This is a genomic window from Sphingomonas lycopersici (assembly GCF_026130605.1).
GTDB lineage: Bacteria > Pseudomonadota > Alphaproteobacteria > Sphingomonadales > Sphingomonadaceae > Sphingomonas > Sphingomonas lycopersici.
In genome coordinates this window covers 419,749-444,527 of sequence record NZ_JANFAU010000004.1, presented here as the reverse complement: position 1 = coordinate 444,527, position 24,779 = coordinate 419,749, and the positions used below count along the sequence as shown (strand labels likewise).

The following is a 24,779-nucleotide window of genomic DNA, read 5'->3' as shown; positions in this document are numbered from 1 at the left end:
GGCTCAATCCTCATGCGTGGCTTCGCTCTTGCCGATCTCGGCCTTGAGCGTGAAACTGCCGGTGGTGGCGATCTGCTCGCGGCCGGTGAGGCCGGAGCGGACGATCACCGCGTCGCCCGCGGCGTCGCCGAGCGTCACCGGGGTGACCCGGAAGCCCTGCGGCGTGCGGACGAAGACGACGCTGCGCCCCGCGATCGTCTGGATCGCGGTGGTCGGCACGCGGATCGCATCGCCGCCGGCGTTGCCGGCGAGCTGGACCGAGGTGGTGACCGGTTCCCCGACGCGCCACTGCCCGGCGGTGTTGTCGAGCGTGGCGATGACGGGGACGAGCCGGGTCTGCACATCGAGCGCGGGCGAGACGAATTTGACCCGCGCCGCCGCTTGTCGCCCCGGCGCCGAGACGGTGACGACCGCGCCGGGCCGCACCCTCCCGGCATCGGCGGGCTGGAGGTTGAGCGACAACGACACCCGCGCGAGGTTCGCCACCCGGTACAGCTCGGCATCGGCGGCGACCGTCTGGCCTAGAGTCACCGCGCGCGCGATGATCTGGCCCGAGATCGGTGCGACGATGCCGAGCCGGTTGAGTCCGCCGCCCCCGCCGCCGGCGGCCGACACCTGTTGCTGCGCCTGACGATAGGCGATGCGCGCCTCGGCCGCGGCGGTGCGCGCGGCGATCAGATCCTGCTCGGGCGAGACGCGCTCGGCGAACAGCCGCTGCTCGCGCGCGAGGTTGGAATCGGCAAGCGCGAGCCGCGCGCGCGTGGCCTCGACCTCGCCCTTGAGCTGCGCGGCCTCGCGGCTCTCGATCACCGCCAGCGTCTCGCCGCGCGCGACCGATTGGCCGAGGTTGCGGCCGAGCGCGACGACGCGGCCGCCGATCGCCGCCGACACCACTTGCGTGCCTTCGGGGTCGCCTTCGATCGTCGCGGGCAGATCGATCGTCCCCGCGCCGCCGGTGGTCGGGCGGGCGAGCTGGATTCCCGCCGCCGCGATCTGATCGGCGGTCAGGGTGATCGCATTCTCATTGGCGTGGGCGGTCTCGTTGCCCTCCGCCTTGGGGGCCTCGGACGCGCTACCACATCCGGCGAGTGCGAGCGCGACGCTCAGAAGGATAAACCCAAACCCGTTCGCCCTGAGCTTGTCGAAGGGCTGTCCTTCCTCCGTGGAAGAAAAGTGCAGGGCTTCGACAGGTTCAGCCCGAACGGAGGAGAGCTGCGTCCGCTCAGACGTGGCGCTGTTTCGGATGAAATGCTTCATGGTTGATCCCCCTGGGGCGCGGGGGCGGTGAGCCGCTCCAGCCGCGCGCGCGCATTGTGGTAGGCGGCGAGCGCATCGATCGCGGCGACGCGGGTGTCGGCGAGCGTGCGTTCGGCATCGAGCAGGTCGAGCTGGCCGAACTTGCCCTCGCGATAGCCGATCCGCGCGATCCGCGCGGCTTCCTGCGCGGCCGACAGGGCGGGCCCCGATGCGGTGCGCGCCGCGATCGCGGCATTGGCGACCTCGGCGCGCGCATCGGTGATCGCCTGCTCGATATCGAGCGCAGTGACGCGACGCTGGGCATCGGCCTTCGACCGCTCGGCGCTGGCCTGCGCCACCGACGCGCGCCCATTGTTGAACAGCGGGATCGGGATCGAGATGCTCAGCACCGCCGCGGTGTCGTTGGTCGCTTCGAGCCGCCGCAGCGCCGGTCCGATGTTGAGATCGGGCACGCGATTGGCACGCGCCAGCCGCACCCCGGCGTCGGCGATCGCAAGATCGGCATCCGCCGCCGCCAGCGCGAGCGTACCTGCGGCGGACGGTGCCGCCTCGGGTCCGTAGCTTGCTGCCGGCACTCGATCGAGCAAGGCATCGTCGAGCGCGTCGTCGATCGGGCGGCCGATGCGCTGGGCAAGGTTGGCGCGCGCGGCGACGGCCAGCCGATCGGCGCGCTCGACATTGGCCGCGGCGTTGATGCGCGCGACATCCGCCCGCTGTTCCTCCAGCGGGGAGGCGCGCCCGGCGCGGACGCGGACGCTCGCTGCACGCAGAGCGTCGCCCGCGATCCGCGCCTGATCGCGCGCGGTGATCAGCCGACGCTGGGCGGCGATCGCCTCGACATAGAGCCGGGTAACCTGAAGCCGCACGTCCGCCGCGGCGACCGCCGCCCGCAGTTCGGCGCGGGAGAGCTGCGCATTGGCCACCCCGACGCGCGCGCCGCGCTTGCCGCCCAATTCGATCGGAAAGGCGACGCCGATCGTCGTCTCCGCGCTGCGCAGCCCGCGATAGGGGCCCGATCCGACCACATTCTCGATCTGGCCCTGCGCGACGGGATTGGGCCGCAGGCCCGCCGCGGTGCGGCTGGCGCGTGCCGCCGCGATTCCCGCCGTTGCCGCCTCGGTGGCGGGTGCGGCGGCACCGGCGACGGACAGCGCCGCCTCCAGCGTGAGCACCGGGCGTGCCGGTGGCTCGGTTTGCGCCTGCGCCATCGTGGCGCAGGACGCCGCGGCGAGCATCGCCGCGAGCATCTTCTTCATGTTCGATGATCCTGACAGATGGTCTCGCGCCGGCGCTGCGGCCGGCGGGCGGGACGGGGTCAGGCTCTCGGCGGTCTCGCGGGGACGCGTTGGCCGGTCGCGACGAGCGCGCGCGCCGGTTCCCCGTTCAGCAGCTTCGCGTCGCGGGTGGCGCAGGGCTGGGGCTGGCCTGTCTCGGGTGTCCCGAGATCATGCCCGTGGCACAGGCCGTGATGATGCGGCAGGCCGTTGTCGCTATCCGCTGGCACTTCGTCGCCGTCGCCGGGGATATGCAACGTGAAGGCGATGCCACTGGTGGTGCCCCCGGCCGCCTCGGCGGCGCGCGCCATCACCGACCAGCTGGTGAACACCAGCATCAGGCAGGCGAGAAGGGGCAGCAGCTTGCGCATCGCGCGCCTTCTATCATCGCTTCGCGGCGGCGGCCAGCGCGACGCGCACGGAACCCGCCTTCGCCGCAAGCGCTTAGCAAGCGGCACGACCAGCCAGTTCATGCAGGGGATCGACAGGCCATGTCCCACCACAAGATCGCGATCGTCGTCGGCAGCCTCAGGAAGGACAGCATCAATCGCAAGATCGCACGCTCGATCGCGACCTTCGCCGCGGACCGGCTCGACAGCAGGATCGTCGAGATCGGCGACCTGCCGCTCTACAATCAGGACTATGATGCCGAGGCGCCGGGGCCGCCCGAATATGCGCGCTTCCGCGACGCGATCAGGGCGGTCGACGGCGTACTGTTCTGCACCCCGGAATATAATCGCGGGATCCCCGGGGTGCTCAAGAATGCGATCGATGTCGGGTCGCGACCCTATGGGGCGAGCGTGTGGGACAAGAAACCCGCCGCGATCGTCAGCGCCTCGCCCGGCGCGATCGGTGGGTTCGGCGCCAATCACCAGCTCCGCCAAGTCTGCGTCTTCCTCAACATGCCGATGATGCAGCAGCCCGAAGCCTATCTGGGCGGGGTCACCCCCGACAAATTCGATGCAGACGGCTGTTTGCAGGAAGGGCCGCTCCGGCAGTTCGTAGTGGGGTTCGCGGCCGCGTTCAGCGAGTGGGTCGAGCTGATCATCCGGTCGCGCAAGATGATCGCCGAAGATGCCGCGCATAGCGCCGCCAAATAAAGGATCAGGCTTTCCCGCCGATCCGCGACCAGGCGGCGCGACCGGCCGGCTCGGGCGGCAGGTTGGGGCTGACGCTGCGCAGCCCCTCGAAATCCAGGATCGTTATCTGACCCTTCTTGCGATCGACATAGCCGGTCGCGTCGAGCCGCTTCAGCGTACGATTCACATGAACCGCGGTGAGGCCAAGAAGATCACCGATGAATTGTTGCGTCAGCGGGAAATCGAAGGTGCCGTCGATCACCAGACCGGCGCTGTCGAGCCGGTCGTGGAGGTCGAGCAGGAAGGCGGCCATCCGCGCAAGCGCGGAGGCGCTGCCGATCCAGGTCAGCGCCTGCATCAATGCGACGCGCTCTTTCTGCGTGTTGAGCAGCAGCGCGGCGGTCAGCCGGGGATTGTGCTCGATCAGCCGCCCGATCGCGGCATTGGGGATCGGGCACAGCGAGACATCGGTGATCGCCTCCAATGTCTCGCCCGCGCTCGACAGGACGAGGCTCGGAAAGCCGAGCATGTCGCCCGGCAGATGGACTTTGATCACCTGCCGCTGCCCGTCGCGCAGGATCACCGACGAGGCCGCCCAACCGGCGAGAAGGAAGAATACGCCGTTGACCGGATCGCCCTCGCGGCGGATCGGCTGGTGACGCGCGACCCGGCGGGGGTTCGCTGCCCAGCCGCGGACGAGATTGATGTCGGAAGGCGTGAGGCCGACGAATTCTTCGAGACGATGAAATGGTGGCTGCATCCGGCTTCCTCAAATGCGATCGCCATCATTCAACGCCTAACGTGCCATATTCACCGATGTCACTAACATAGGTGATTCGGACGGAACGGTTATCGCCTACTCGCCAAGCACATTCCGCGGCTCTGCGATTAGCTGCGAAGGTTGCGCCGCGGACGGCGGCGTGGCGCTGAAGCGAAGCCCGAAAAGGACGGCGCCGCTCTCGTCGGTCACCTCCATCCGCCATTCTTCGCCGCGCCAGAAATTCTCGCCCATTTCGCGGATAAGATCGCCCGACAACCTGATGGCGACGCGCTTCGCCGCATCGAGATCAGGAAGCTCATGCGCTTCCGGATCCGGAGCGGCGCCGCCGTCATGGATATTGAAATAATATGTCGGCATACGGTTTTCCGTCCGGAAGACGGCCGATCTCAATATTCCGGTCCGCAACATTATATAGTGTGCGGCAGTTTGCGCCACGGCTAATTTGTCGAGCCAGTCGTGATCGCCCGCTTCACTCAGGTTAATGCCGCATTCGCTGTCCTATGGAATCAGATATCCGCTTTAAATAACAGGAGCGGACATGTTCGATCAGCAGGATCTCGCCTATTTTGCCAAACGGGCGAAGCGGGAACGGGAAATAGCCGAAGCCTCGACTGATGCGGCCGCTCGGCGCGCGCATCTGGAACTCGCCGACGAATATGAACGGCGCGCGCAAGGCTTTGAACCGAAACCAATTCATCATCGTACGACCTGAGCGGCACGGAGGGGGGGCCTACCGCACGGACCATTATCGAACGCGTCGCGTTTATCTCCCGAACGGGAAGGAGATATGGGTGCGTATTGGCCTGATAGGTTCGTCGCTGGTAGCGATGTCGTTGATGCTCTCCACCTGCGGCTCGGCGGAGCAGAATGCGGCGCAGCCCGCCAATGTGACCGTGCCTGATCAGCCGCAGTGGAGCGAGGCGAATGCCGGCCAGCTTCGCGCAGCGATCGCCCATCGCGCGACGCATGGCCTCGATCGTATGAAATTCGGCAGCGCCGCCGATCCCGGCGCACCGCTCGACGATGCGAAGCTGACCGAGCTGGCGCTTACCTATGCAGGGGCGCTGGCGCGGGGCGCGACCGATCCGTCGAAGCTGTTCGCCATCTATTCGCTGCCGCGGCCGCAGCCCGATCTGCGCAAGGGGCTCGCCGACGCGCTCAAGGCCGGCAATGTCGGCGCATGGATCGAGAGCCTGGCGCCGCAGGACGATAATTATCGCAAGCTTTCCGCAGCCTATCTTGCGCTCATCAAACAAGGCGGTGGCGGGGCGGCTGCGATCTCCCCGACGGATACATTGTTGAAGCCGGGGATGAGCGATCCGCGCGTTCCGGCGATCGCCGCGCAGCTCGTCGCCTTCGGTTATCTCGATGCGGGAACGCACGGCCGCCGTTATACCGCGGCGATGGCCCGCGCGGTGCAGCAGATGCAGGCCGATTACGGCATCCGCCCCGACGGCGTGATCGGCGGCGATACGCTCCAGATCCTCAACCTCTCCGGCGCCGACCGTGCCCGCGCGATCGCGGTCAATATGGAACGGATGCGCTGGCTCCAGCGCGATCCCCCGGCGACCCGGATCGACGTCAATATCGCCGCGGCGCGGCTGACCTATTGGCGCGACGGCGAGATCGCCGATACGCGCAAGGTGGTGGTGGGCAAGCCCGATACCGCGACCCCGCAACTGGGCTCTCCGATCGTCAGCCTCGTCGCCAACCCGACCTGGACGATCCCGCGCTCGATCGAGCGCAAGGAGATCGCGGGCAAGGGCGCAGGCTATCTGCGCCGGCACAATATGGTGTGGAAGAACGGCCGCATCGTCCAGCAATCGGGGCCGGACAATTCGCTCGGGCTGGTCAAGTTCGACATGCAAAACCCGCATGCCATCTATCTGCACGATACGCCGGCCAAGCAGCTGTTCGACGCGATCGAGCGCCAGCGCAGCCACGGCTGTGTGCGGGTCGACGATGCGCTGGGCTTTGCCGAGATGCTGGCGGGCGACGAAGGCGTGCTCGATCAATGGCAGGAGGCGAGTGCCACCGACAAGGAAAGCTTCGTCAAGCTGCCGCACGCGATCCCGGTCCGGCTGCTCTACCAGACCGTATTGTTCGACGCGCAGGGCGAGCCGGTGACGCGCAGCGATCCCTATGGCTGGAACGATCGCGTGGCGAAGGCGCTGGGCTTCGATGTCGGCGGCGGCCGGCGGGTGATGAACAGCTACACCGATATCGCGCCGTGAGGCGTAACCCTTCCGTCAGCCCGGCCTTGAGCCGGGGTCCATCGGGAGGCAGGCGGAGGGTAAAGGCTCCGGCCGCGGGATCTGAGGCACGATGGACCCCGGCCCGAGGCCGGGCTACGGTTGCGGTGATGCCACGCCCCTCAAATTTGCGGAGCGCCAATCCGCGCAGGCTGTTCTAATCGCGCCGCCCGCGATATCGGCGCGCGATGGCACCGCGGAGGCACAGGAGACAAAGGCGTCGCCGCCCGCGGCCGGCCACGCCGCTTTCTCCGTTTCTGTTTCTCGGCGCGTTCGCGGTCGGGCTTTTCCTGATCTGGGTCGCCGCGCATGAGCGGCACGAAGCCAAAAAGGAAAAGGCCAAGCAGCCGAAGCTGACGATGGAGCAGGCGCGCGCGGCCAATGCCGCGATCCCGTTCGCCGATCTCAAGCCCAGGCCGGCGCGGCCGTTCTACTTCCGCGGCAACACCGCCTCGCGCGAGCAGGCGACGCAATGCCTTGCCACCGCGGCGCTCTACGAGGCGGGGAGCGACGAGCGCGGCCAGCGCGCGGTGATCCAGGTCGTGCTCAACCGCGTCCGCCGCGCGGGCTTCCCCAAGACGGTGTGCGGGGTGGTCTATCAGGGCGCGACGCGCACCACCGGCTGCCAGTTTTCGTTCAGCTGCGACGGGTCGCGGGCGCGCCGCCCCGAACATGCCGGCTGGGCCGCCGCCCGCCACGCCGCGCAGCGCGCGTTATCGGGCTATGTCTTCCGCCCCGTCGGCACCGCGACGCATTACCACACCGACTGGATCGTGCCTTACTGGATTGGCTCGCTCGACAAGATCGCCAAGGTCAAAAGCCACATCTTCTACCGTCCGCGCGGGTGAGCCCCGGTCAGCGATGCGTCGCGCCGACATGCGGCTCGCCGCGTGCCTCGGCGAAGCGCGTCTGGCGCATCCGCTCGGCATAACCCGCGCGCTGGTCGTCGCTGCGCTCGGCATGACAGGCGGGACAACTGACCCCCTCGACATAGAGCGGCGACGCGCGATCCGCCGCGCCGATCGGCCGGCGGCACGCGCGGCACAGATCGTGGCTGCCCTTCGCCAGCCCGTGCACCACCGTCACCCGCTCGTCGAAGACGAAGCATTCGCCTTCCCACAGGCTTTCCTCGGCCGGCACGGTTTCGAGATAGTTGAGAATGCCGCCCTCGAGGTGGTAGACCTCGTCGACCCCCTCCGCCTTGAGGAAGGCGGTGGCTTTCTCGCACCGGATTCCGCCGGTGCAGAACATCGCGACCTTCGGCGCGACGCCGCTTCCCAGCAAGGTGTCGCGCTGCGCGCGGAACCAGGCGGGGAAATCGCGGAAGGTCGGCGTCTGCGGATCGATCGCGCCGCGAAAAGTGCCGACCGCCACCTCATAATCGTTGCGCGTATCGATCACGATCGTATCGGGCGCCGCGATCAGCGTATTCCACGCCTCGGGTGCGACATAATGGCCCACATCGGCGAGCGGATCGATATCGGGTTCGCCCATCGTCACGATCTCGCGCTTGATGCGGACCTTCATGCGATGGAACGGCATCGTCGCCGCGCGCGACAGCTTCGGCTCCAGCGCCGCGCAGCCCGGCAGCGCGCGGATATGCGCCAGCACCGCCGCGATCCCGGCGTCGCTCCCCGCGATCGTCCCGTTGATCCCCTCGCGTGCGAGCAGCAGCGTACCCTTGACGCCCTGCGCACGGCACAGCGCCTCGAGCGGCGCCCGGATCGCGGCGCAATCCTCGAACGCGGTGAAGCGATAGAGCGCGGCGACGCAGATCGGCAAAGGAGCTTCGGGTAGCATGACGGCGGCGCTCTTAGAGCGCACAGCGCGATTGTGCCACCTCCGGCCCCGCTGCGGTTGAATTCTAGGAGGTTTTGCCTTACTTTCCAGACCGGGAAGGGAATGCAAGCCATGCCGACGCTGACGGTCACCTCGAAAGGACAGATCACGCTGCGCAAGGATATCCTGCGGCATCTCGGCGCGCATCCCGGCACCAGGCTGGAAATCGACAAGCTGCCCAACGGCGGCATCAAGCTGACCGCGCGTGAGCCGAAGGGAAAGATCGCCGATTTCTGCGGGTTCCTGAAGCGCGAGGGCCAACGGCCGATCAGCATTGAGGAGATGAACGAAGTCATTGCGCGAGGCTGGGCCGGCGAATGAAGATCACCGTGGACACCAACATTCTGGTGAGAGCGGTGACCCAGGATGACGCGGTGCAAGGCCCGATTGCGCGGAAACTGGTGATCGACGCGGCGTTGATCGCCGTCACCCTGCCGGCGCTGTGCGAAACATGCTGGGTTCTCAGCCGCGCGTATAAATTCGGGCATGGCGAGATCGCGGCCGCGATCCGGCTGCTGCTCGAAGTCGACAATGTCGCGATCGAGCGGCAGGCGGTCGAGGCGGGGCTCACGATGCTCGAGGCAGGGGGCGATTTCGCTGACGGCGTTATCGCCTATTCGGGAAAATGGCTGGGCGGTGAAACCTTCGTCTCGTTCGATCGCCAGGCGATCGACTTGCTCGAACGGCAAGGGGAAGCCGCGCAATTGCCCGGCTGACGCGCCGCATCCGCATTGACCGCCCCGCGCGTTGCCGACACTTTATCGGGCGACAAAGGGGGAGGGGATATGGCCGGCTTTTACCAGAAGCACATCCTGCCACGGTTCATCGGCTGCGCCTGCGGCACCAAGCCGATCATGAAGCAGCGCGCCAAGATCGTTCCCAAGGCCGCCGGCGATGTGCTCGAGCTTGGTATCGGCGCCGGGCATAACCTCGCATTTTACGATCCCGCGGCGGTGACCGGCGTGACCGCGATCGAGCCGTCCGCCGAATTGCGCGCGGCGGCGGCGGTCGCGCCCCGCGCCCCGGGTCTCAGGCTCGATCTGCAGGACGGCGTTGGCGAGGCGCTGCCGTTCGATGCCGGTCGGTTCGATTGCATCGTCTGCACTTATACTTTGTGTACCGTCGGCGATGTCGCGGCGACCCTGTGCGAGGCGCGTCGCGTGCTCAAGCCGGGTGGGACCTTGCTGTTCTGCGAACACGGCCTGGCGCCCGATGCGACGGTCGCGCGCTGGCAGCGCCGGATCGATCCGGTGTGGAAACGGATCGCGGGCGGCTGCCATCTGTCGCGCCCGGTGGCGTCGGCGATCGCCGCGCAGGGTTTCGCGATTGAACGGCTCGATACGATGTACCTCCCCGGAACGCCCCGGTTCGCCGGCTGGAACGAATGGGGCACCGCGCGGCCGGCCTGAGCAAGGGGCGGGCTTTCGGCCGATCGTCGTTCGGGATAAATTCGAGGCAGCGCAGGAGAGGAAGGTCGGATGAGCAAGGTTCTCGTCGAACATCGCGGCCAGACGACGATCGTGACGATCAACCGCGCCGAGCGGCGCAATGCGGTCGATACCGAGACCGCCGATCTGCTGCGCAGTGCCTTTGCGGCATTCGATGCCGATCACGACGCGCGCGTCGCGATACTGACTGGGGCGGGCGGCACCTTCTGCGCCGGCTATGACCTCCACAGCGTCAGCACCTCTCCGCCGCCGTACGAGGCGCACGGCCCCGGCCCGATGGGGCCGACGCGGATGCTGTTGTGCAAGCCGGTGATCGCCGCGGTGGAGGGTTATGCTGTCGCGGGCGGGCTTGAACTGGCCCTGTGGTGCGATCTGCGCGTCGCCGCGGCCAATGCGGTGTTCGGGGTATTCTGTCGCCGCTGGGGCGTCCCGCTGATCGACGGCGGGACCGTCCGGCTGCCGCGGATCGTGGGGCAGGGACGGGCGCTCGACATGATCCTGACCGGGCGACCCGTCGCCGCCGAGGAAGCGCTGGCGATCGGGCTCGCCAACCGCGCGGCGCCCGAGGGCGGGGCGCTCGACGAGGCGCTGCGGCTTGCCGAGATGATCGCCTCCTTCCCGCAGATGTGCATGCGCGCCGATCGCATGTCGTCGTACAAGCAATGGGACAGCGATCTGGTCGAGGCGTTGCGCGCCGAGGCGGTGCGCGGCGAAGGGCCGCTCAACGCCGAGGGGCTGGCCGGCGCGTCGCGCTTCGCCGGCGGCGCCGGCCGCGCGGGGCGGTTCGACGGGTAGGGGCGATCGGAGGGTGAAGGCATCATACTCGAAATAACCGAACGGTTCATATTTTTTCGCGCGCGATGCTTCCGGTTACCGATAAAGCTTCTCCACGCGGCCGTAGCTGCCGCGGACATCGCCTTTGATCCAGTCGGCGAGCAGCTTCAGATAGCCGTCGGTGATCCGTGTCGCGGTGCGGCTGCCGTCGGCATTGGTGCGGAATTCGACGATGCCATGGTCGGTGTCCGGGAAAAGATAAGCGTCGATCGGCTGGCCCGCGGCGTGGAGCTTCGACAGGATCGCCTGCGTCGCGGCGATCGGCGCCTCGCGATCCTCGCCGGCGAGCACCCAGAGCAGCGGCACCTTGAGCTTCCGCAATGCGGCTTCGGCGTCGTAATCCCAGATCAGTTCGAGATTGTCGAAGCGCGCCCGCCCGATGCGGCGCAGATCGGCGTCGGTCATCCGCAGCATGTCGCCGCTATATTCGCCCGCGATCGTCTTCGCCCAGGGCGCATTGCCGATCTCGCGCCGGACCTGCGCAAGCGCTTCGTACCCAGTCGCGAAATGGCTGCGCACGAGTTGCGCGGTGGCGCGCGAAAGCCGTTCGACCTGCGCGATCGCCACGGCATCGAGATGCTTCTCACGCGCCTCATCGAGCAATTGCTCGCGATCTTCCTCGATCGGCGAGACGACGAGCCCGAAACCGACCGCGACGAAATCGGCCGGCGAGCGCGTCGCGGCGAGCGGCGCGACCCAGCCGCCCTGGCTCCCCCCGAAATAGCCCGCGCGGCCGAAACGCCCCGCCGCCATGCGTCGCGCCTCGCGCAGCGCGGCCGCGGCGTCGTCGGCAAGCAGCTCGAAATTCTGGGTATATTCGCCCTCGGAGGTGCCCGTGCCGCGCTTGTTATAGGCGAAGACCGAAATCCCCTGCGCGGCGAGCATATGCCCGTAGATCGCGGCGGCGGCCATCGTCCGTTCCGACCCGTGGACCAGCACGACCAAAGGGCGTTTGGGATCGGCCGGCCCGGCGGGCTCGATCAGCTCGCCGGTCAGCCGGGTCGCATCGCTGTCGAAGCTGGTCTTGGTCTCGCGCGTCGCGAGCCGCGGCCAGCGCTTCACCTGTCCGTCGGGCGCGCGATAGACCGCGATGTCGTCAGCGCAGGTAACCGGCGCGCCCGCATCGCCGGTGCTGCCGCGCAGCCCGCTGCGGAACAGATAGCGCTGCCCGGTCGCCGGCGCGGTCGCCGGGGTGCCGAGGACGACGAAGTCGTCCGGCCCGGTGCCGTAAGCGCCCGGGGTGCAGGCGGCAGATGCGACGCCCGGCAGCGCCACGCCGGCGAGCGCCGCCGCGACGATCGCCAGCATCTTCTTTTTGTTATCGGATAAATTCAGCACGCTCGGTCCCTTCCGCGCCCGCCATAGACGGCGCCGCGCGGGCCGGATTGAACATTATTGCTGGCGATAGCGCTGCGGCGACACCCCGACGATGCGCTGAAACTGGCGGGTGAGGTGGCTCTGGTCGGCGAACCCCAGTTGCAGCGCGATATCGGCGATCGGCTGGCCCGCGAGCAGCAAGCGCCGCGCCGCCGCGATCCGCCGCTGGTTGCGCCAGGCGATCGGGCTCACCCCGGTGCTTTGCTTGAAGAGATGCGCGAGGCGAAACACGCTCAGCCCGGCGACTGTGGCCAGCTCGGCCAGCCCGAAATTGTCCGCCAGATGCGCCTCGATCCAATCCTGCACTCTGGCGACCACCGCGCGCTCGCTGCCGGCAGCGGGCTCGCCTGCGCCGGCGTCGCTTGCCGCCAGCACGCGGACCAGCAGCATCATCGCGCTTTCCTGCGCCAGTTTTTCCTCCGGGGTCGCGCGAAGCGCGGCGTGAACGCTCGCCACCGTGGCGGCGAGTTGACGATCGCCGCTGACCGCGCCGCGGAAGGTCAACCTGGCCTTGCCCGACAGATAGGGCGCGACGCTGTCGGGCGAGAGATAGAGGACGAGATAGCGCAGCGCCTCCGCCCCGAGGCTGCGATTGGCATGAGGTTCGCCGGGATGGAGCCGCAGCACGTCGCCGGTGCCGACCAGATGGCTGGCGCCCGCCACGTCGAGTTGCTCGGCGCCGCCGATGACGGTGCCGACGACATAGCCGTCGTGCGCATGAACCGGAAACGCACGGTCGCGATAGCTGACTGAAACCAGTTCCACCCCCGGCAGAAAGCGCGGCCGCGAAAAATCGGCCCGATCGGGGGAAACTGTCCTCGACATGATGCGCGCCGCTATATCGCCCGAGGCCAATCCACGAAAGGACAGTTCGGCCGCGCTGTTGTCGCCGCTGCGATGAAATACTTGATGTTACGATGAGTTACAGGGGCGCCGCTGGTTTTGGGATAGACGCGCACCTTGTCCTTCCGCATGAAGATCAATCGCGGTAGCGGCACGCCGCTGCTGCGACCGGGAAAGGGGAAGTCCATGTCCGCGCGCGGACCCCATAAGGCGATGCTGCTTGCTGCGGCGGGGATTCTGGCATGCACCGGCGCGACCGCCACGGCGCAGGGCAAATGTTCCGACATCGTCGTGAGCGGCGTCTATTGCTCGGTCGATATCGCGATCGCCGATCATGCCTTGCCGGCGCCGCGGGTCGATATCCTCGCCCCCGGGATCGCGCGCCCGCTGGCCTTCGCCGCCGCGCCGGCCGAGCATCGTCCCCAGCATGAGGGGGCGCCGCCGACGCACGATGTCGTCGTCACCGGGCGCGCGAGCTGGGAGGCGCCCGATCCGCTCGCCAAGGTCAACCTCAAGACGTTCGAGGTGACGCAGGAATTCGACAAGGCGCTGCTCGCGCCGATCGCGCTGGCCTATAAGGATGTCGTGCCCAAGCCGGTGCGCGATGGCGTGCACAATTTCATCTACAATATGCGCGAGCCGGTGGTTTTCCTGAACTTCCTGCTCCAGCTCAAGATCGGGCGCGCGCTGGAGACGGCGGGGCGGTTCGTGGTCAACACCACGGTCGGCGTCGCGGGGGTGTTCGACATGGCCAAGCGCAAGCCGTTCAAATGGCGGCGGCGCAGCAACGGCTTCGCCAATACTTTGGGGTTTTACGGGGTAAAATCGGGTCCGTTCCTGTTCCTGCCGATCGTCGGGCCGACCACCCCGCGCGATCTGTTCGGCGGGGCGATCGACCGGCTGCTGTTCCCGTTCATCTACGGCCGGCGCATCACCCGGCCGCAATTCACTATACCGCTGGCGGTGTTGGGCACGCTCGACCATCGCGCGGAGTTCGACGATACCCTCCACCAGCTCCACGACGGCCAGCCCGATCCCTATGCCCGGTCGCGCGATTTCTACCTCCAGCGGCGGCAGAACGAGATCGACGAGCTGAAGGGCAAGGGGCGGAAGAATTCGAGCCCGATGTCCGAGGCGCCGACGCTGCCGATCACGGTGAAGGAGCGCTCCCCCGAGCACGGCGTCGTCGAACCGTCGCCAACCCCGCCGCCCGCCGATCCGCCGCACGTCCCGGCGGATCGTCCGCACCCTTGATCCGATCGTCGCCGGCGGGCGAATGAACCCAAGCGGCTCCCCGTCGTTGACGTTGCGCACAACAGCGGAAAGACACGGGAGCCGACCGATGAACGCAACGATCCACCAGCGTGCGCCCGAATGGCGCAACATTCTCGCGGCGGCGGCCTGTTCGGCGGTGGGCGCGGGGCTGGCGGTGGTCACGCACGGGTTGCTGCGGCGGCGCGCGCAACGCGCGAACGCGACCCCGGTCGCGCTATCGCCCTCGCACGGCCCGATGGAGAGCTTCGACCAGACGCGCGACGCCGGGCCGGAGAATATCCGCGACGAGAGCGGGGAAACCTGGGACGAGGTCGATCAGGGCTCCGACGAAAGCTTCCCCGCGAGCGACCCGCCATCCTATTCGCATCCGCGATCGAACGCGGACTGATGCTCGGGCAGGACGGACCCAGCAATTTTTGGATAAGGTGCTTTCCAGTGCCCGCCCGTCACCCCGGCCCTGAGCCGGGGGCCATCGGGAGGCAGGCGCGGAGCAAGAGGTTCTTGCCGTGGAGCCTGAGGCACGATGGATCCCGGCTCAGGGCCGGGGTGACGGGAAAGGATTCCGGGACTCATCCGTTGTGTTCTCACCACTAGTTGCCGATCCGCGACATTTCCGTTTAGGAATCCGCCCCTGACGAACGGGGGGAATGACGATGATGCGGTTTGTGGCTCTGGGCGCGTTGCTCGCGTCGGCCGTTGCGATGCCCGTCTCTGCCGGGGTGCGCGATTACCGTATCGCCAACGAGCATAAGATCCTCGGCGAATTCGTCGATCTGCTGGCGATCCCCAATGTCGCGACGGACACCCCCAATATCCGGCGCAACGCCCAGGCGCTGATGGCGATGATGGAGAAGCGCGGGCTTTCGCCGCGGCTGCTGGAAGGCGCCGATTCCACGACCCCGCCGATCGTTTACGGCGAATGGAAGGTTCCCGGGGCGAAGAAGACGATCGTGCTCTACGCGCATTATGACGGCCAGCCGACCGTCCCCGCGAAATGGACCGCCTCGCCGCCGTGGCAGCCGACGCTGCGTACCCGCGCGATCGAGGCCGGCGGCACCGTCCTGCCGATCCCGCGCGCCGATCAGAAGATCGATCCCGAATGGCGGCTCTATGCCCGCTCGACCTCCGACGACAAATTGGGGGTGATCGCGGTGCTCACCGCGATTGACGCGCTCAAGGCGGAAAAGCGGGTTCCCGCGATGAACGTCAAGATCGTGTTCGAGGGCGAGGAAGAGGCGGGATCGCCGCACCTCGGCGAGATCTTGGCGCGCAACAAACCGCTGCTCGCCTCCGACGGCTGGATCATCTTCGACGGGCCGGTCCACCAGTCCGGGCGGCGCCAGGTTGTGTTCGGGGTGCGCGGAGTGACCGGGATCGATATCACCGCTTATGGCGCACGGCGCCCGCTGCATAGCGGGCATTACGGCAATTGGTCGCCCAATCCGGCGATGATGCTGTCGCGGCTGCTGGCGTCGATGAAGGACGACAAGGGGCGCGTGCTGGTCAAGGGCTTCTACGACGACGACGCCCCGGTCGGCGCGGCCGAACGCGCCGCGATCGCCGCCGCGCCCGATTCCGATGCCGCGATCAGGAAGGAGCTCGGCATCGCCGCGTCCGAGGGCGGCGACGGGCTGCTCGATGCGCTGATGCGCACCTCGCTCAATGTCGACGGACTGATGAGCGCCGATGTCGGCGCCAATGCGCGCAACGTGATCCCGGCCACCGCCACCGCCTCGCTCGACATGCGGCTCGCCAAGGGTGCGGACGAAGCGAAGCAGATCGACAAGGTGATCGCGCATATCAAGGCGCAAGGCTTCCATGTCACCGAGGCCGAGCCGACCGACGAGGAACGCGCGCGCTATCCCGCGATCGTCCGCGTAACCCGGCGGGTGGGGGGCTATAACGCGGTGCGCACCCCGATGGACGCGCCGCTCGGACGCGCGACGGTCGCGGCGTTGAGCGCGCTGGAAGACCAGCCCGCGATCGCGCTGCCGACCTCGGGGGGCAGCCTGCCCCTGTTCATGATCGAGCAGAATTTCCCGGTGCCATTGCTGTCGGTCGGGTCGGCCAATTACGACAACAACCAGCACGCCGAGGACGAGAATGTCCGCATCCAGAATCTGTGGAATTCGATCGAGACCGTGGCGGCGATCATGACGATGAAAATCTAGCGTATTATTTGCCGTTACCCCCCGTTCGCCCTGAGCTTGTCGAAGGGCTGCACTTCTTTCCGTGGAAGAAAAGTACAGGGCTTCGACAAGCTCAGCCCGAACGGGGTTAGGTGGTTCCGATCTGGCCCGACGCGATCCTAGCCCGCCTCGCTCGCCAGCCGGTACCCGATCCCCAGCTCGTTGACGATCAGCCGCGGCTGGGCGGGATCGGCCTCGAGCTTGTGGCGCAGCGCGCGGATCACGATGCGCAGATATTCGACATGATCCTCCTGCGCCGGCCCCCATACGTTGCGCAGCAATTGCGTATGGCTGATCACCCGGTCGGGGTGCCGCGCCAGTTCGGCGAGCACGCCGAATTCCTTCGGGGTCAGATGCACCTCCTCGCCCGCGCGCTTCACCCGGCGGCGCGCGAGATCGATCGTCACCGGCCCGGCCTCCAATTGCTCGCTGGCGCTCGTTCCGCCGCGACGGTGGCGCAGGGCGGTGCGGATGCGGGCGAGCAGTTCCTCGGTGTCGAACGGCTTGGTGATATAATCGTCCGCGCCCAGATCGAGCGCGGCGACCTTCTCCTCGGTCTCGCTCCGCGCCGAGACGACGAGCACCACCATATCGCCGCGCGCCTTGATCAGCTGGACCAGCTCGAGCCCGTCGCGGTCGGGCAGGCCGAGATCGAGCAGCACCGCATCCGGGCGCTCGATATCGACGAGCGTCATTGCCTCGCGCGCGGTGCCGACCTGGCTGGCGCGATAGCCCGCCCGCGTCAGCGCCGCGTGGAGCAGACGGCGGATCGCGGCATCATCCTCGACCAGCAGGACGCGGGGGGCATTGGTCATCCGCATCCTGTTAGGGGCGCGGGAAGGCCGCGTCGAGCGCGCGATTGAGCGCCAGCACATTGACGCGGCGCTCGCCGATCACGCCGAGCAGCGGGGTATCGATATGCTGGTCGACCAGCGCATCGAGTTGCGCCGTGCTGACGTGGCGCGCCTGCGCGACGCGCGCCACCTGATACAAAGCCGCCTCGGGGCTGATATCGGGATCGAGCCCCGAGGCGGAGGCAGTCACCAGATCGGCAGGAGGAGCCAATACGTCTGGCGAGGGGCGGTTGGCGGAAATGTCGCCTTTGACGCGGTCGGCGAGCGGCTTGGCCGAGGCGCCGAAGTTCGAGCCCGAGGAGGCGAGCGGGTCGTAACCTTTGCCGGCGGCGGAGGGGCGGCCGTGGAAATAACCGGGGCCGGCGAATTGCTGGCCGATGATCGCCGAGCCGATCGCCTGCCCGCGTGCGTCGCGCACGATGCTGCCATTGGCCTGCCACGGGAAGACGAGCTGGCCGACGCCGGCGATCAGCGCCGGATAGGCGAGGCCGAGCAGAGCAGCGAACAGCAGGGTGAGGACCAGCGCGGGGCGCAGCCCGGATTTGATGTCGTTCAACATGGGATGAACCCCTCAAGCGAGATGGAGCGCGCTGACCGCGAGGTCGATCAGCTTGATGCCGGCGAACGGCGCGATCAGCCCGCCGACGCCGTAGATCGCGAGGTTGCGCGCGAGCAGCGGGCCGGCGCCCATCGGCTTGTAGCGCACACCCCGCAGCGCGAGCGGCACCAAAGCCGGGATGATCAAGGCGTTGAAGATGATCGCCGACAGGATCGCGCTTTGCGGGCTGGCGAGGTGCATCACGTTGAGCGCGGCGAGCCCGGGATAGAGCACGACGAACATCGCCGGGATGATCGCGAAATATTTAGCGACATCATTGGCGACCGAGAAGGTGGTCAGCGCGCCGCGCGTCATCAGCAATTGTTTGCCGAGCCCGACGATCTCGATCAGCTTGGTCGGATCGCTGTCGAGATCGACCATATTGCCCGCCTCGCGCGCCGCCTGCGTGCCCGTATTCATCGCCACGCCGACATCCGCCTGGGCGAGCGCGGGGGCGTCGTTGGTGCCGTCGCCGCACATCGCGACGAGCTTGCCGCCCTGCTGCTCGCGGCGGATCAGCGCGAGCTTGTCCTCCGGGGTCGCCTCGGCGAGGAAATCGTCGACGCCCGCTTCCGCAGCGATCGCGGCGGCGGTCAACGGGTTGTCGCCGGTGATCATCACGGTGCGGATTCCCATCCGGCGCAGCTCGGCGAAGCGCTCGCGCACCCCGGCCTTGACCACATCCTTCAACGCTACCGCACCCATCAGCCGCCCGTCGCGCACCACCGCGAGCGGAGTCTGGCCGGCGCGGGCGATCTCGTCGGTGGTGCGGCGGAGTTCGGCGGCGGTGACCGTCTCGGCGAGGTCGGGATAGGCGCGCAGGATCGAATCGACCGCGCCCTTCTGGACGAGGCTGTCGCCGAAGCTCAGCCCCGAAAGCCGGGTCTGCGCGGTGAAGGGGATTGCCTCGGCGCCCGCCGGCAGCGGCTGGGCGAGGCCGTATTTCTCGCGCGCGAGCGAAACGATCGAGCGGCCCTCGGGGGTTTCGTCGGCGAGGCTGGCGAATAGCGCCGCCTCGGCCAGCATGCGCTCGTCGACCCCGGTGACCGGGCGGAAGGCGCTCGCCTGGCGGTCGCCGATCGTGATCGTCCCGGTCTTGTCGAGCAGCAGCACGTCGCAATCGCCCGCCGCCTCCACCGCGCGGCCCGATTTGGCGAGCACGTTGAAGCGCACCAGCCGGTCCATCCCCGCGATGCCGATCGCCGAGAGCAAGGCGGCGATCGTCGTCGGGATCAGCGTGATGAGCAAAGCGGCGAGGATCGAGACCGGCACGGCGCCGCCGGCGTAATTCGCAAAGCTGGGGATCGTCCCGACCGCGATCAGGAAGATGATCGTGAGGCCGACAAGCAGGATCGTCAGCGCCACCTCATTCGGGGTCTTCTGCCGCTCGGCGCCCTCGACCAGCGCGATCATCCGATCGAGAAAGCCGTGCCCCGGCTCCGCGGTGACGCGCACCGTGATCCGGTCCGAGATGACGCGGGTGCCCGCGGTAACGGCGGAGCGGTCGCCGCCCGCCTCGCGGATCACCGGTGCGCTTTCGCCGGTGATCGCGGATTCGTTGACGCTGGCGACGCCCTCCACCACCTCGCCGTCGGCCGGGACGAGGTCGCCGGTCTCGACCAGTACCAGTTCGCCCTTTTCGAGTTGGGTCGCGGCGACCAGTTCCCAGGTGCCGCCCACCCCGGTGAGCAGTTTGGCGCGCAGCTCGGATTTGGTCGCGCGGAGCGAGGCGGCCTGCGCGCGGCCGCGCCCTTCGGCCAATGCCTCGGCGAAGGTGCCGAACAGCACCGTCAGCCACAGCCATACGATGAGCTGCGCGAGGAAGCCGCTCGTCACGTTCTCGCCGCCGATCGCGAAGAAGATCGTCAGCAGCAACGCGACGCAGGCGGTGACGAACAGGATCGGGTTCTTCACCAAAGCGCGGGGGTCGAGCTTGCGAAAGGCATCGCCGATCGCGGGCACGACGAGCGTGGGGGAAAACATCGAAGTGGGGGTTGCGTGGGCCATGATGCGTGAGCCTTCAGAAGAGCTGGCCGGCGGCGGCGGTGAGGTGATCGGCGATCGGGCCGAGCGCGAGGCCGGGGAGGAAGGTGAGCCCGCCGATGATCAGGATGATCCCGACGAGCAGCCCGACCCACAGCCCGCCGGTGGTGGGGAAGGAGCCCGCGCCGGCCGGCGTGTGCTTCTTCGCCGCGAGGCTGCCGGCGATCGCCAGCACGGGGACGATGATGAAGAAGCGACCGATCCACATCGCGATGCCGAGCAAGGCATTGTAGAACGGCGTCCCCGCGGTGAGCCCGGCGAAGGCCGAGCCGTTGTTCGCGGTGGCCGAGGAGAAGGCGTAGAGGATCTCCGAAAAGCCGTGCGGCCCCTTGTTGAGCGGCCCGGCGAGCCCCGCCTGCGTCACCGTGGCGATCGCGCTGCCGCCGAGGATCATCAGCGGGAGGACGGCGATCGCCAGCACCGCGAGCTTCACCTCGCGCGCCTCGATCTTCTTGCCGACATATTCGGGGGTGCGCCCGACCATCAGCCCCGCGACGAACACCGCGAGGATCGCGAACAGCAGGAAGCCGTAAATCCCCGCGCCGACCCCGCCGACGACGACCTCGCCCAATTCCATGTTGAACATCGGGATGAGCCCGCCGAGCGCGGTGAAGCTGTCGTGCATCGCATTGACCGCGCCGCACGACGCGGCGGTGGTCACCACCGAGAACAGCGCCGAGCCGATGATCCCGAAGCGGACCTCCTTGCCCTCCATATTCCCCCCGGCGAGGCCGAGCTGGTGCATCAGCGGGGTGGGGTGGACCTCCATCGCATAGGCGACCGCCGCCCCGGCGAGGAACAGGATCGCCATCGCCGCCAGGATCGCCCAACCCTGCCGCGTGTCGCCCACCGCCTTGCCGAAGGTGTAGGTAAGCCCGACGCCGATCAGGAAGATCGACAGCATCTGGACCAGATTGGTCATCGCGGTCGGATTCTCGAACGGATGCGCCGAATTGGCGTTGAAGAAGCCGCCACCGTTGGTGCCGAGCATCTTGATCGCTTCCTGGCTGGCGACCGGGCCGAGCGCGAGCGTCTGTCTGGCACCCTCCAGCGTATGCGCGTCGATCGAGGCGGCGAAGGTCTGCGGCACCCCCGCGGCGACCAGATAGAGCGCATAGACGACGCAGATCGGCACGAGCAGGTAAAGCGTCACCCGCGTCATATCGGCCCAGAAATTGCCGACCGTCGCGCTCTCGCGCCGCGCGAAGCCGCGGAACAGCGCGAAGGCGATCGCGATCCCGGTCGCGGCGGAGAGGAAATTGTGGATCGCCAGCGCGAGCATCTGGCTGAGGTTCGAAAGCGTGCTTTCGCCGGTATACCATTGCCAGTTGGTGTTGGTGACGAACGAGATAGCGACGTTCATCGCCCCGTCCGCGCCGACGCCGGGCAGGCCGCGCTGGTTGAGCGGCAGCATGCCTTGCGCGCGCAGCAGGAAATAGGTCAGCAGCGCGGTCGCGAGCTGGAACAGCAGCATGTGCAGCGCGTAGCGGCGCCAGCTCTGCTCCTTCGCCGGATCGACCCCGGCGAGGCGATAGAAACCGCGTTCGACCGGCCCGAGCAATGCGTGGAGCGGCGTGCGGCGTCCCTCATAGAGCGCGAACAGCCACAGCCCCACCGGCTTGGCGGTGAGGCCGAGAATGGCGACGAAAAGGGCGATCAGCGCCCAGCCAGCCAGCGTCATGTCAGAACCGCTCCGGCCGCACGAGGACGGCCACCAGATAGGCGAGCAGGGCGAGCGCCGTGAGGCCGGCGAGCCACAGGTGAACGGTCATCGCGGGTTACGCCGCGTCGCACAGGCGAACGAATGCCAGTGTCAGCACGAACAGCACGGCCAGCAGGCCAAGCCAGAGAAGGTCGGACATCGATATGCCTCGCCGGCCGCGGGATGCGGCGTCGGCGTGTCAGCTAGGGCGGGCGGGCATAAGGTTTCGCGGGGGATTGCGCCGGTTTCGCATAAGGATTGCGTAAAGTTACTAGCGCGGCCGGGGGTACATGCCGCTAGGATAGCCGTGTGCGTACGTGGGAGGCAGCGCCCGAATGCTCAAGACGTAGCTCCACCCCGGCGAAGGCCGGGGTCCAGCGTCGGGCCGGCCGTAACTGGACCCGGCCTTCGCCGGGGCGGAAAGGAAAGTGAGCCGGATTTACCGTTCGAGGTTCTAAGGAATATCCCAGGAGGATGCATTTGACCGATCGTCGCCCATCGCCCGAGGCCTTGCTCCGCGCTGCGGCGCGCGAGGGCCGGGGGCGGCTCAAGATCTTCCTGGGCGCGGCGCCCGGAGTCGGCAAGACGTTCGAGATGTTGCGCGAGGGCGCCGAGCGGCTGGCGGCAGGGGTCGATGTCGTCATCGCGGTGGTCGAGACGCACGGCCGACAGGATACCGAACGGCTCGCCGCGCCATTGCCGACGATCCCGCGCCGGCAGATCGATCATCACGGGCACAGGCTCGAGGAAATGGACCTCGACGCGGTGCTGGCGCGCGCGCCGCAGCTCGCGCTGGTCGACGAACTGGCGCACACCAATGCGGAAGGATGCCGGCATGCCAAGCGCTGGCAGGACGTCGAGGAACTGCTCGCGGCGGGGATCGACGTGCTCAGCACGCTCAACATCCAGCATGTCGAGAGCCTCAACGATGTCGTCGCGAGCTTCACCCGCGTCCGCGTGCGCGAGACGGTGCCCGATCACGTGCTGGAGGGCGCCGAGATCGAGGTGGTCGATCTGCCTCCCGACGAGCTGATCGAGCGGCTCCAGCAGGGGAAGGTCTATGTCCCGGCCGAGGCGACGCGCGCGCTGGGGCATTTCTTCTCCAAGGAAAATCTCTCCGCGCTGCGCGAGATGGCGCTGCGCCGCGCCGCGCAGAATGTCGATCGCAGCCTGGTCGATTTCCTCGACGCGCATGCCGTCGCCGGCACCTATGCCGGGGGCGAGCGCGTGCTGGTGGCCGTGAGCGAATTGCCCGGCAGCGACGCGCTGGTCCGTGCCGGCAAGCGGCTGTCGGATGCGTTGCGCGCACCGTGGCAGGCGGTATTCATCGAAACCCCGCGCGCCGCCGCTTTGGGCGCGGACGAGCGGCGGCGCGTGGCGGATTCGCTCCAGCTCGCCGCCAGCCTCGGCGCGACGATTGCCAGCGTTCCCGCGGAAACGGTGATCGAGGGGCTGACGACGCATATCGCCGGGATGCGCGCGACCCAGCTTGTGCTCGGCCGCTCGCGCCGCAGCTGGTGGTTTGAGTTGCGGCACGGCTCGGTGGTCGAACGGCTGCTCCGCGTCAGCGAGGGGCTGGCGGTCCACGTTATCCCGTCGGAGGATGCCACCCCGTCGCGCGGCGCGGCGCGGGTGCGGCGGCGCGTCGACTGGCGCGGGATGGGGGCCGGGATCGCCGCGGTCGCGGTCACCACCGGGCTGGCGACATTGGTCGAGCCGGTGATCGGCGCGGGCGGGATCGATCTCATCTATCTGCTCCCGGTCATCCTGATCTCGGTGATGTTCGGCCGCTTGCCGGGGATCGCCACCGGGGTGATCGCCGGGCTTGCGTATAATTTCTTCTTCCTGCCGCCGATTTACACCTTCACGATCGCCGATCCGCAGAGCGTGCTGACGGTGATCGTGCTGCTCGGCATTGCGGTGTTCGTCGCCAGCCTCGCCGATCGGCTGCGCACGCGCGCCTCGATCGGGGCGCGGAGCGCGATCGAGAATGCCGCGGTGGCGGCGTTCGGCCAGGCGCTCGCACGCGCGTCGGACTGGCAATCGACCGGCGACACGGTGTGCACCGAGCTGGCGCGGGCGCTCGACGTGTCGGTGCTGCTGCTCGCCCAGCGCGACGGGCAGCTCGCGATCGTTTCGGCCTATCCGCCCGATATGGCCGAGCTGAGTCCGGTCGATCGCGCCGCGGCCGAATGGGCGTGGAGCCGCGGCGAGGTGACGGGGCGCGATACGGGCACGCTCAACGCGGCGGACTGGCAGTTTCATCCCCTGCGCACCACGCTGGGAACGCTCGCCGTGGTCGCGCTGGCGCGAAGCGACGGCGGGGCGCCGGTGCAGGCGACGCGCGCGACGCTGCTCTCCACCCTGCTCGGGCAGGCGGCGCTGGCGCACGAGCGGCTGCGGCTGGAGGATCAGCTTCGCGAGGTGCGGGTGATCGAGGAGCGCGATCGGCTACGATCGGCCTTGCTCTCGTCGATCGGGCATGATCTGCGCACCCCGCTGACGGCGGTGGGCGGCGCGCTCGATGCGATCGCGGTCAATCACCCCGACGAGCCCGCGCTGGGGATCGCGCGCGGCGAGCTGGCGCGGCTCAGGCGCTTTCTCGCCAATCTGATCGAGATGGTGCGGATCGACAGCGGCACGCTGGCGGCGGCGATCGAGCCGGTCGACCTGACCGATGCGGTGGCGGGCGCAGTACACGACGTGCGCGATCTGTTGCCCGACGCGCGGCTCGATTTCCGCGTGCCCCCCGATCTGCCGCTGGTGCCGGCCGATCCGCGGCTGCTGCATCATATCCTGCTCAACCTGCTGACCAATGCCGCGACCCACGGCGCGGGCAAGGTGACGATCGCCGGCGAGCGCCTGCCACACGGCGTGCGGCTGTCGATCGCCGATCAGGGGCCGGGGCTGCCGCCGGGCGGCGCGGAGGCGCTGTTCGAGGCGTTCGCGCGCGGCACCGGATCGGATAGTCGCGGCGGGAGCGGGCTCGGGCTCGCGATCGCCCGCAGCTTTTCGGAGGTGATGAACGTGCGGATCGGCGCGCGCGACGGCGAGGGGGGCGGGGCGGTGTTCACGCTCGATTTCGCGATCGATTGATTGTGTGACGCGAACAAAGCTCTTTAATGTCAGCGTAT

At 68.1% G+C, this 24,779-nt stretch carries 25 protein-coding genes; 12 read left to right on the top strand and 13 right to left on the bottom strand.

Annotation, left to right across the window (positions count from 1 at the left end):
- Nucleotides 1-3 precede the first annotated feature (3 nt).
- From NED98_RS11595 to NED98_RS11585, 3 genes are read right to left on the bottom strand one after another with little or no spacing between them, the layout of a single operon-like run.
- Nucleotides 4-1,257 (bottom strand): efflux RND transporter periplasmic adaptor subunit, encoded by a 1,254-nt coding sequence (locus NED98_RS11595; RefSeq protein WP_265313100.1) that lies wholly within the window; start codon nucleotides 1,255-1,257, stop codon nucleotides 4-6.
- Nucleotides 1,254-2,513 carry a TolC family protein gene (locus tag NED98_RS11590; RefSeq protein WP_265313099.1) on the bottom strand — a complete coding sequence of 420 codons (1,260 nt, stop codon included), beginning with the start codon at nucleotides 2,511-2,513 and terminating at the stop codon, nucleotides 1,254-1,256. The genes NED98_RS11595 and NED98_RS11590 overlap by 4 nt, the downstream gene beginning before the upstream one ends.
- A 59-nt stretch (nucleotides 2,514-2,572) precedes the next feature.
- Nucleotides 2,573-2,902: a hypothetical protein gene (locus NED98_RS11585; protein WP_265313098.1), complete on the bottom strand. Its 330-nt coding sequence runs from the start codon at nucleotides 2,900-2,902 to the stop codon at nucleotides 2,573-2,575.
- A gap of 120 nt (nucleotides 2,903-3,022) precedes the next feature.
- On the opposite strand from NED98_RS11585, the gene NED98_RS11580 reads away from it, so the two are divergent.
- The gene (locus tag NED98_RS11580; protein ID WP_179511149.1) at nucleotides 3,023-3,631 is read left to right on the top strand and encodes an NADPH-dependent FMN reductase; all 609 of its coding nucleotides are present in this window, start codon (nucleotides 3,023-3,025) and stop codon (nucleotides 3,629-3,631) included.
- 4 nt (nucleotides 3,632-3,635) lie between these two features.
- Here NED98_RS11580 and NED98_RS11575 read toward each other — a convergent pair whose 3' ends face one another.
- Both NED98_RS11575 and NED98_RS11570 read right to left on the bottom strand, forming a co-directional pair.
- Nucleotides 3,636-4,370, bottom strand: coding sequence for a Crp/Fnr family transcriptional regulator (locus tag NED98_RS11575; protein WP_265268667.1), 735 nt, complete (start codon nucleotides 4,368-4,370; stop codon nucleotides 3,636-3,638).
- A 96-nt stretch (nucleotides 4,371-4,466) separates the two neighbouring features.
- Nucleotides 4,467-4,781, bottom strand: coding sequence for a DUF6894 family protein (locus tag NED98_RS11570; RefSeq protein WP_265268668.1), 315 nt, complete (start codon nucleotides 4,779-4,781; stop codon nucleotides 4,467-4,469).
- A 148-nt stretch (nucleotides 4,782-4,929) separates the two neighbouring features.
- On the opposite strand from NED98_RS11570, the gene NED98_RS11565 reads away from it, so the two are divergent.
- The 3 genes from NED98_RS11565 (at nucleotide 4,930) to NED98_RS11555 (ending at nucleotide 7,491) form a co-directional block, all read left to right on the top strand.
- Nucleotides 4,930-5,103 (top strand): hypothetical protein, encoded by a 174-nt coding sequence (locus tag NED98_RS11565; RefSeq protein ID WP_179511152.1) that lies wholly within the window; start codon nucleotides 4,930-4,932, stop codon nucleotides 5,101-5,103.
- A 79-nt stretch (nucleotides 5,104-5,182) separates the two neighbouring features.
- Complete coding sequence (locus NED98_RS11560; RefSeq protein WP_265313097.1) at nucleotides 5,183-6,625, top strand: L,D-transpeptidase family protein; 1,443 nt, start codon at nucleotides 5,183-5,185, stop codon at nucleotides 6,623-6,625.
- Nucleotides 6,626-6,831: 206 nt separating this feature from the next.
- Nucleotides 6,832-7,491 (top strand): cell wall hydrolase, encoded by a 660-nt coding sequence (locus NED98_RS11555; RefSeq protein ID WP_349293257.1) that lies wholly within the window; start codon nucleotides 6,832-6,834, stop codon nucleotides 7,489-7,491.
- Between the two features lie 7 nt (nucleotides 7,492-7,498).
- Here NED98_RS11555 and trhO read toward each other — a convergent pair whose 3' ends face one another.
- Entirely contained in the window at nucleotides 7,499-8,443 is a 945-nt protein-coding gene (gene trhO, locus NED98_RS11550) for an oxygen-dependent tRNA uridine(34) hydroxylase TrhO (protein WP_265313096.1), read from the bottom strand.
- A gap of 111 nt (nucleotides 8,444-8,554) precedes the next feature.
- Here trhO and NED98_RS11545 point away from each other — a divergent pair, with 111 nt between their 5' ends.
- The 4 genes from NED98_RS11545 (at nucleotide 8,555) to NED98_RS11530 (ending at nucleotide 10,725) form a co-directional block, all read left to right on the top strand.
- Nucleotides 8,555-8,803: an AbrB/MazE/SpoVT family DNA-binding domain-containing protein gene (locus NED98_RS11545; RefSeq protein ID WP_179511155.1), complete on the top strand. Its 249-nt coding sequence runs from the start codon at nucleotides 8,555-8,557 to the stop codon at nucleotides 8,801-8,803.
- Nucleotides 8,800-9,198 (top strand): type II toxin-antitoxin system VapC family toxin, encoded by a 399-nt coding sequence (locus tag NED98_RS11540; protein WP_265313095.1) that lies wholly within the window; start codon nucleotides 8,800-8,802, stop codon nucleotides 9,196-9,198. Before NED98_RS11545 ends, NED98_RS11540 begins: the two co-directional genes overlap by 4 nt.
- Nucleotides 9,199-9,267: 69 nt before the next feature.
- Complete coding sequence (locus NED98_RS11535) at nucleotides 9,268-9,891, top strand: class I SAM-dependent methyltransferase (RefSeq protein ID WP_265313094.1); 624 nt, start codon at nucleotides 9,268-9,270, stop codon at nucleotides 9,889-9,891.
- A 69-nt stretch (nucleotides 9,892-9,960) separates the two neighbouring features.
- Complete coding sequence (locus NED98_RS11530) at nucleotides 9,961-10,725, top strand: crotonase/enoyl-CoA hydratase family protein (RefSeq protein ID WP_265313093.1); 765 nt, start codon at nucleotides 9,961-9,963, stop codon at nucleotides 10,723-10,725.
- A gap of 75 nt (nucleotides 10,726-10,800) precedes the next feature.
- On the opposite strand, the gene NED98_RS11525 is transcribed toward NED98_RS11530, so the two are convergent.
- Complete coding sequence (locus NED98_RS11525) at nucleotides 10,801-12,102, bottom strand: alpha/beta hydrolase family protein (RefSeq protein WP_265313092.1); 1,302 nt, start codon at nucleotides 12,100-12,102, stop codon at nucleotides 10,801-10,803.
- Between the two features lie 54 nt (nucleotides 12,103-12,156).
- On the bottom strand, nucleotides 12,157-12,966 hold the full coding sequence (locus NED98_RS11520; RefSeq protein ID WP_265313091.1) for an AraC family transcriptional regulator: 810 nt from the start codon (nucleotides 12,964-12,966) through the stop codon (nucleotides 12,157-12,159).
- 204 nt (nucleotides 12,967-13,170) lie between these two features.
- On the opposite strand from NED98_RS11520, the gene NED98_RS11515 reads away from it, so the two are divergent.
- The 3 genes from NED98_RS11515 (at nucleotide 13,171) to NED98_RS11505 (ending at nucleotide 16,430) form a co-directional block, all read left to right on the top strand.
- A complete protein-coding gene (locus NED98_RS11515; RefSeq protein WP_265313090.1) occupies nucleotides 13,171-14,238 on the top strand; it encodes an MlaA family lipoprotein in 1,068 nt (355 codons plus the stop codon).
- 88 nt (nucleotides 14,239-14,326) lie between these two features.
- On the top strand, nucleotides 14,327-14,647 hold the full coding sequence (locus tag NED98_RS11510) for a hypothetical protein (RefSeq protein ID WP_265268673.1): 321 nt from the start codon (nucleotides 14,327-14,329) through the stop codon (nucleotides 14,645-14,647).
- A gap of 268 nt (nucleotides 14,648-14,915) precedes the next feature.
- Entirely contained in the window at nucleotides 14,916-16,430 is a 1,515-nt protein-coding gene (locus tag NED98_RS11505; RefSeq protein WP_265313089.1) for a M20/M25/M40 family metallo-hydrolase, read from the top strand.
- Between the two features lie 137 nt (nucleotides 16,431-16,567).
- Here NED98_RS11505 and NED98_RS11500 read toward each other — a convergent pair whose 3' ends face one another.
- Genes NED98_RS11500 through kdpF form a run of 5 tightly spaced genes read right to left on the bottom strand, consistent with a single transcriptional unit; the run spans nucleotide 16,568 to nucleotide 21,715 of the window.
- Nucleotides 16,568-17,263 carry a response regulator gene (locus NED98_RS11500; protein WP_179511161.1) on the bottom strand — a complete coding sequence of 232 codons (696 nt, stop codon included), beginning with the start codon at nucleotides 17,261-17,263 and terminating at the stop codon, nucleotides 16,568-16,570.
- 10 nt (nucleotides 17,264-17,273) lie between these two features.
- Nucleotides 17,274-17,861: a potassium-transporting ATPase subunit KdpC gene (gene kdpC, locus NED98_RS11495; protein ID WP_265313088.1), complete on the bottom strand. Its 588-nt coding sequence runs from the start codon at nucleotides 17,859-17,861 to the stop codon at nucleotides 17,274-17,276.
- A gap of 12 nt (nucleotides 17,862-17,873) precedes the next feature.
- Entirely contained in the window at nucleotides 17,874-19,883 is a 2,010-nt protein-coding gene (kdpB, locus tag NED98_RS11490) for a potassium-transporting ATPase subunit KdpB (protein ID WP_265268702.1), read from the bottom strand.
- A gap of 37 nt (nucleotides 19,884-19,920) precedes the next feature.
- Entirely contained in the window at nucleotides 19,921-21,624 is a 1,704-nt protein-coding gene (gene kdpA, locus NED98_RS11485) for a potassium-transporting ATPase subunit KdpA (protein WP_265313087.1), read from the bottom strand.
- A 1-nt stretch (nucleotide 21,625) separates the two neighbouring features.
- Nucleotides 21,626-21,715, bottom strand: a complete 90-nt coding sequence (gene kdpF / locus NED98_RS11480) for a K(+)-transporting ATPase subunit F (protein ID WP_179511164.1) — start codon at nucleotides 21,713-21,715, stop codon at nucleotides 21,626-21,628.
- Nucleotides 21,716-22,119: 404 nt separating this feature from the next.
- On the opposite strand from kdpF, the gene NED98_RS11475 reads away from it, so the two are divergent.
- Nucleotides 22,120-24,741, top strand: a complete 2,622-nt coding sequence (locus tag NED98_RS11475; RefSeq protein ID WP_265313086.1) for a sensor histidine kinase — start codon at nucleotides 22,120-22,122, stop codon at nucleotides 24,739-24,741.
- Nucleotides 24,742-24,779: the final 38 nt, after the last annotated feature.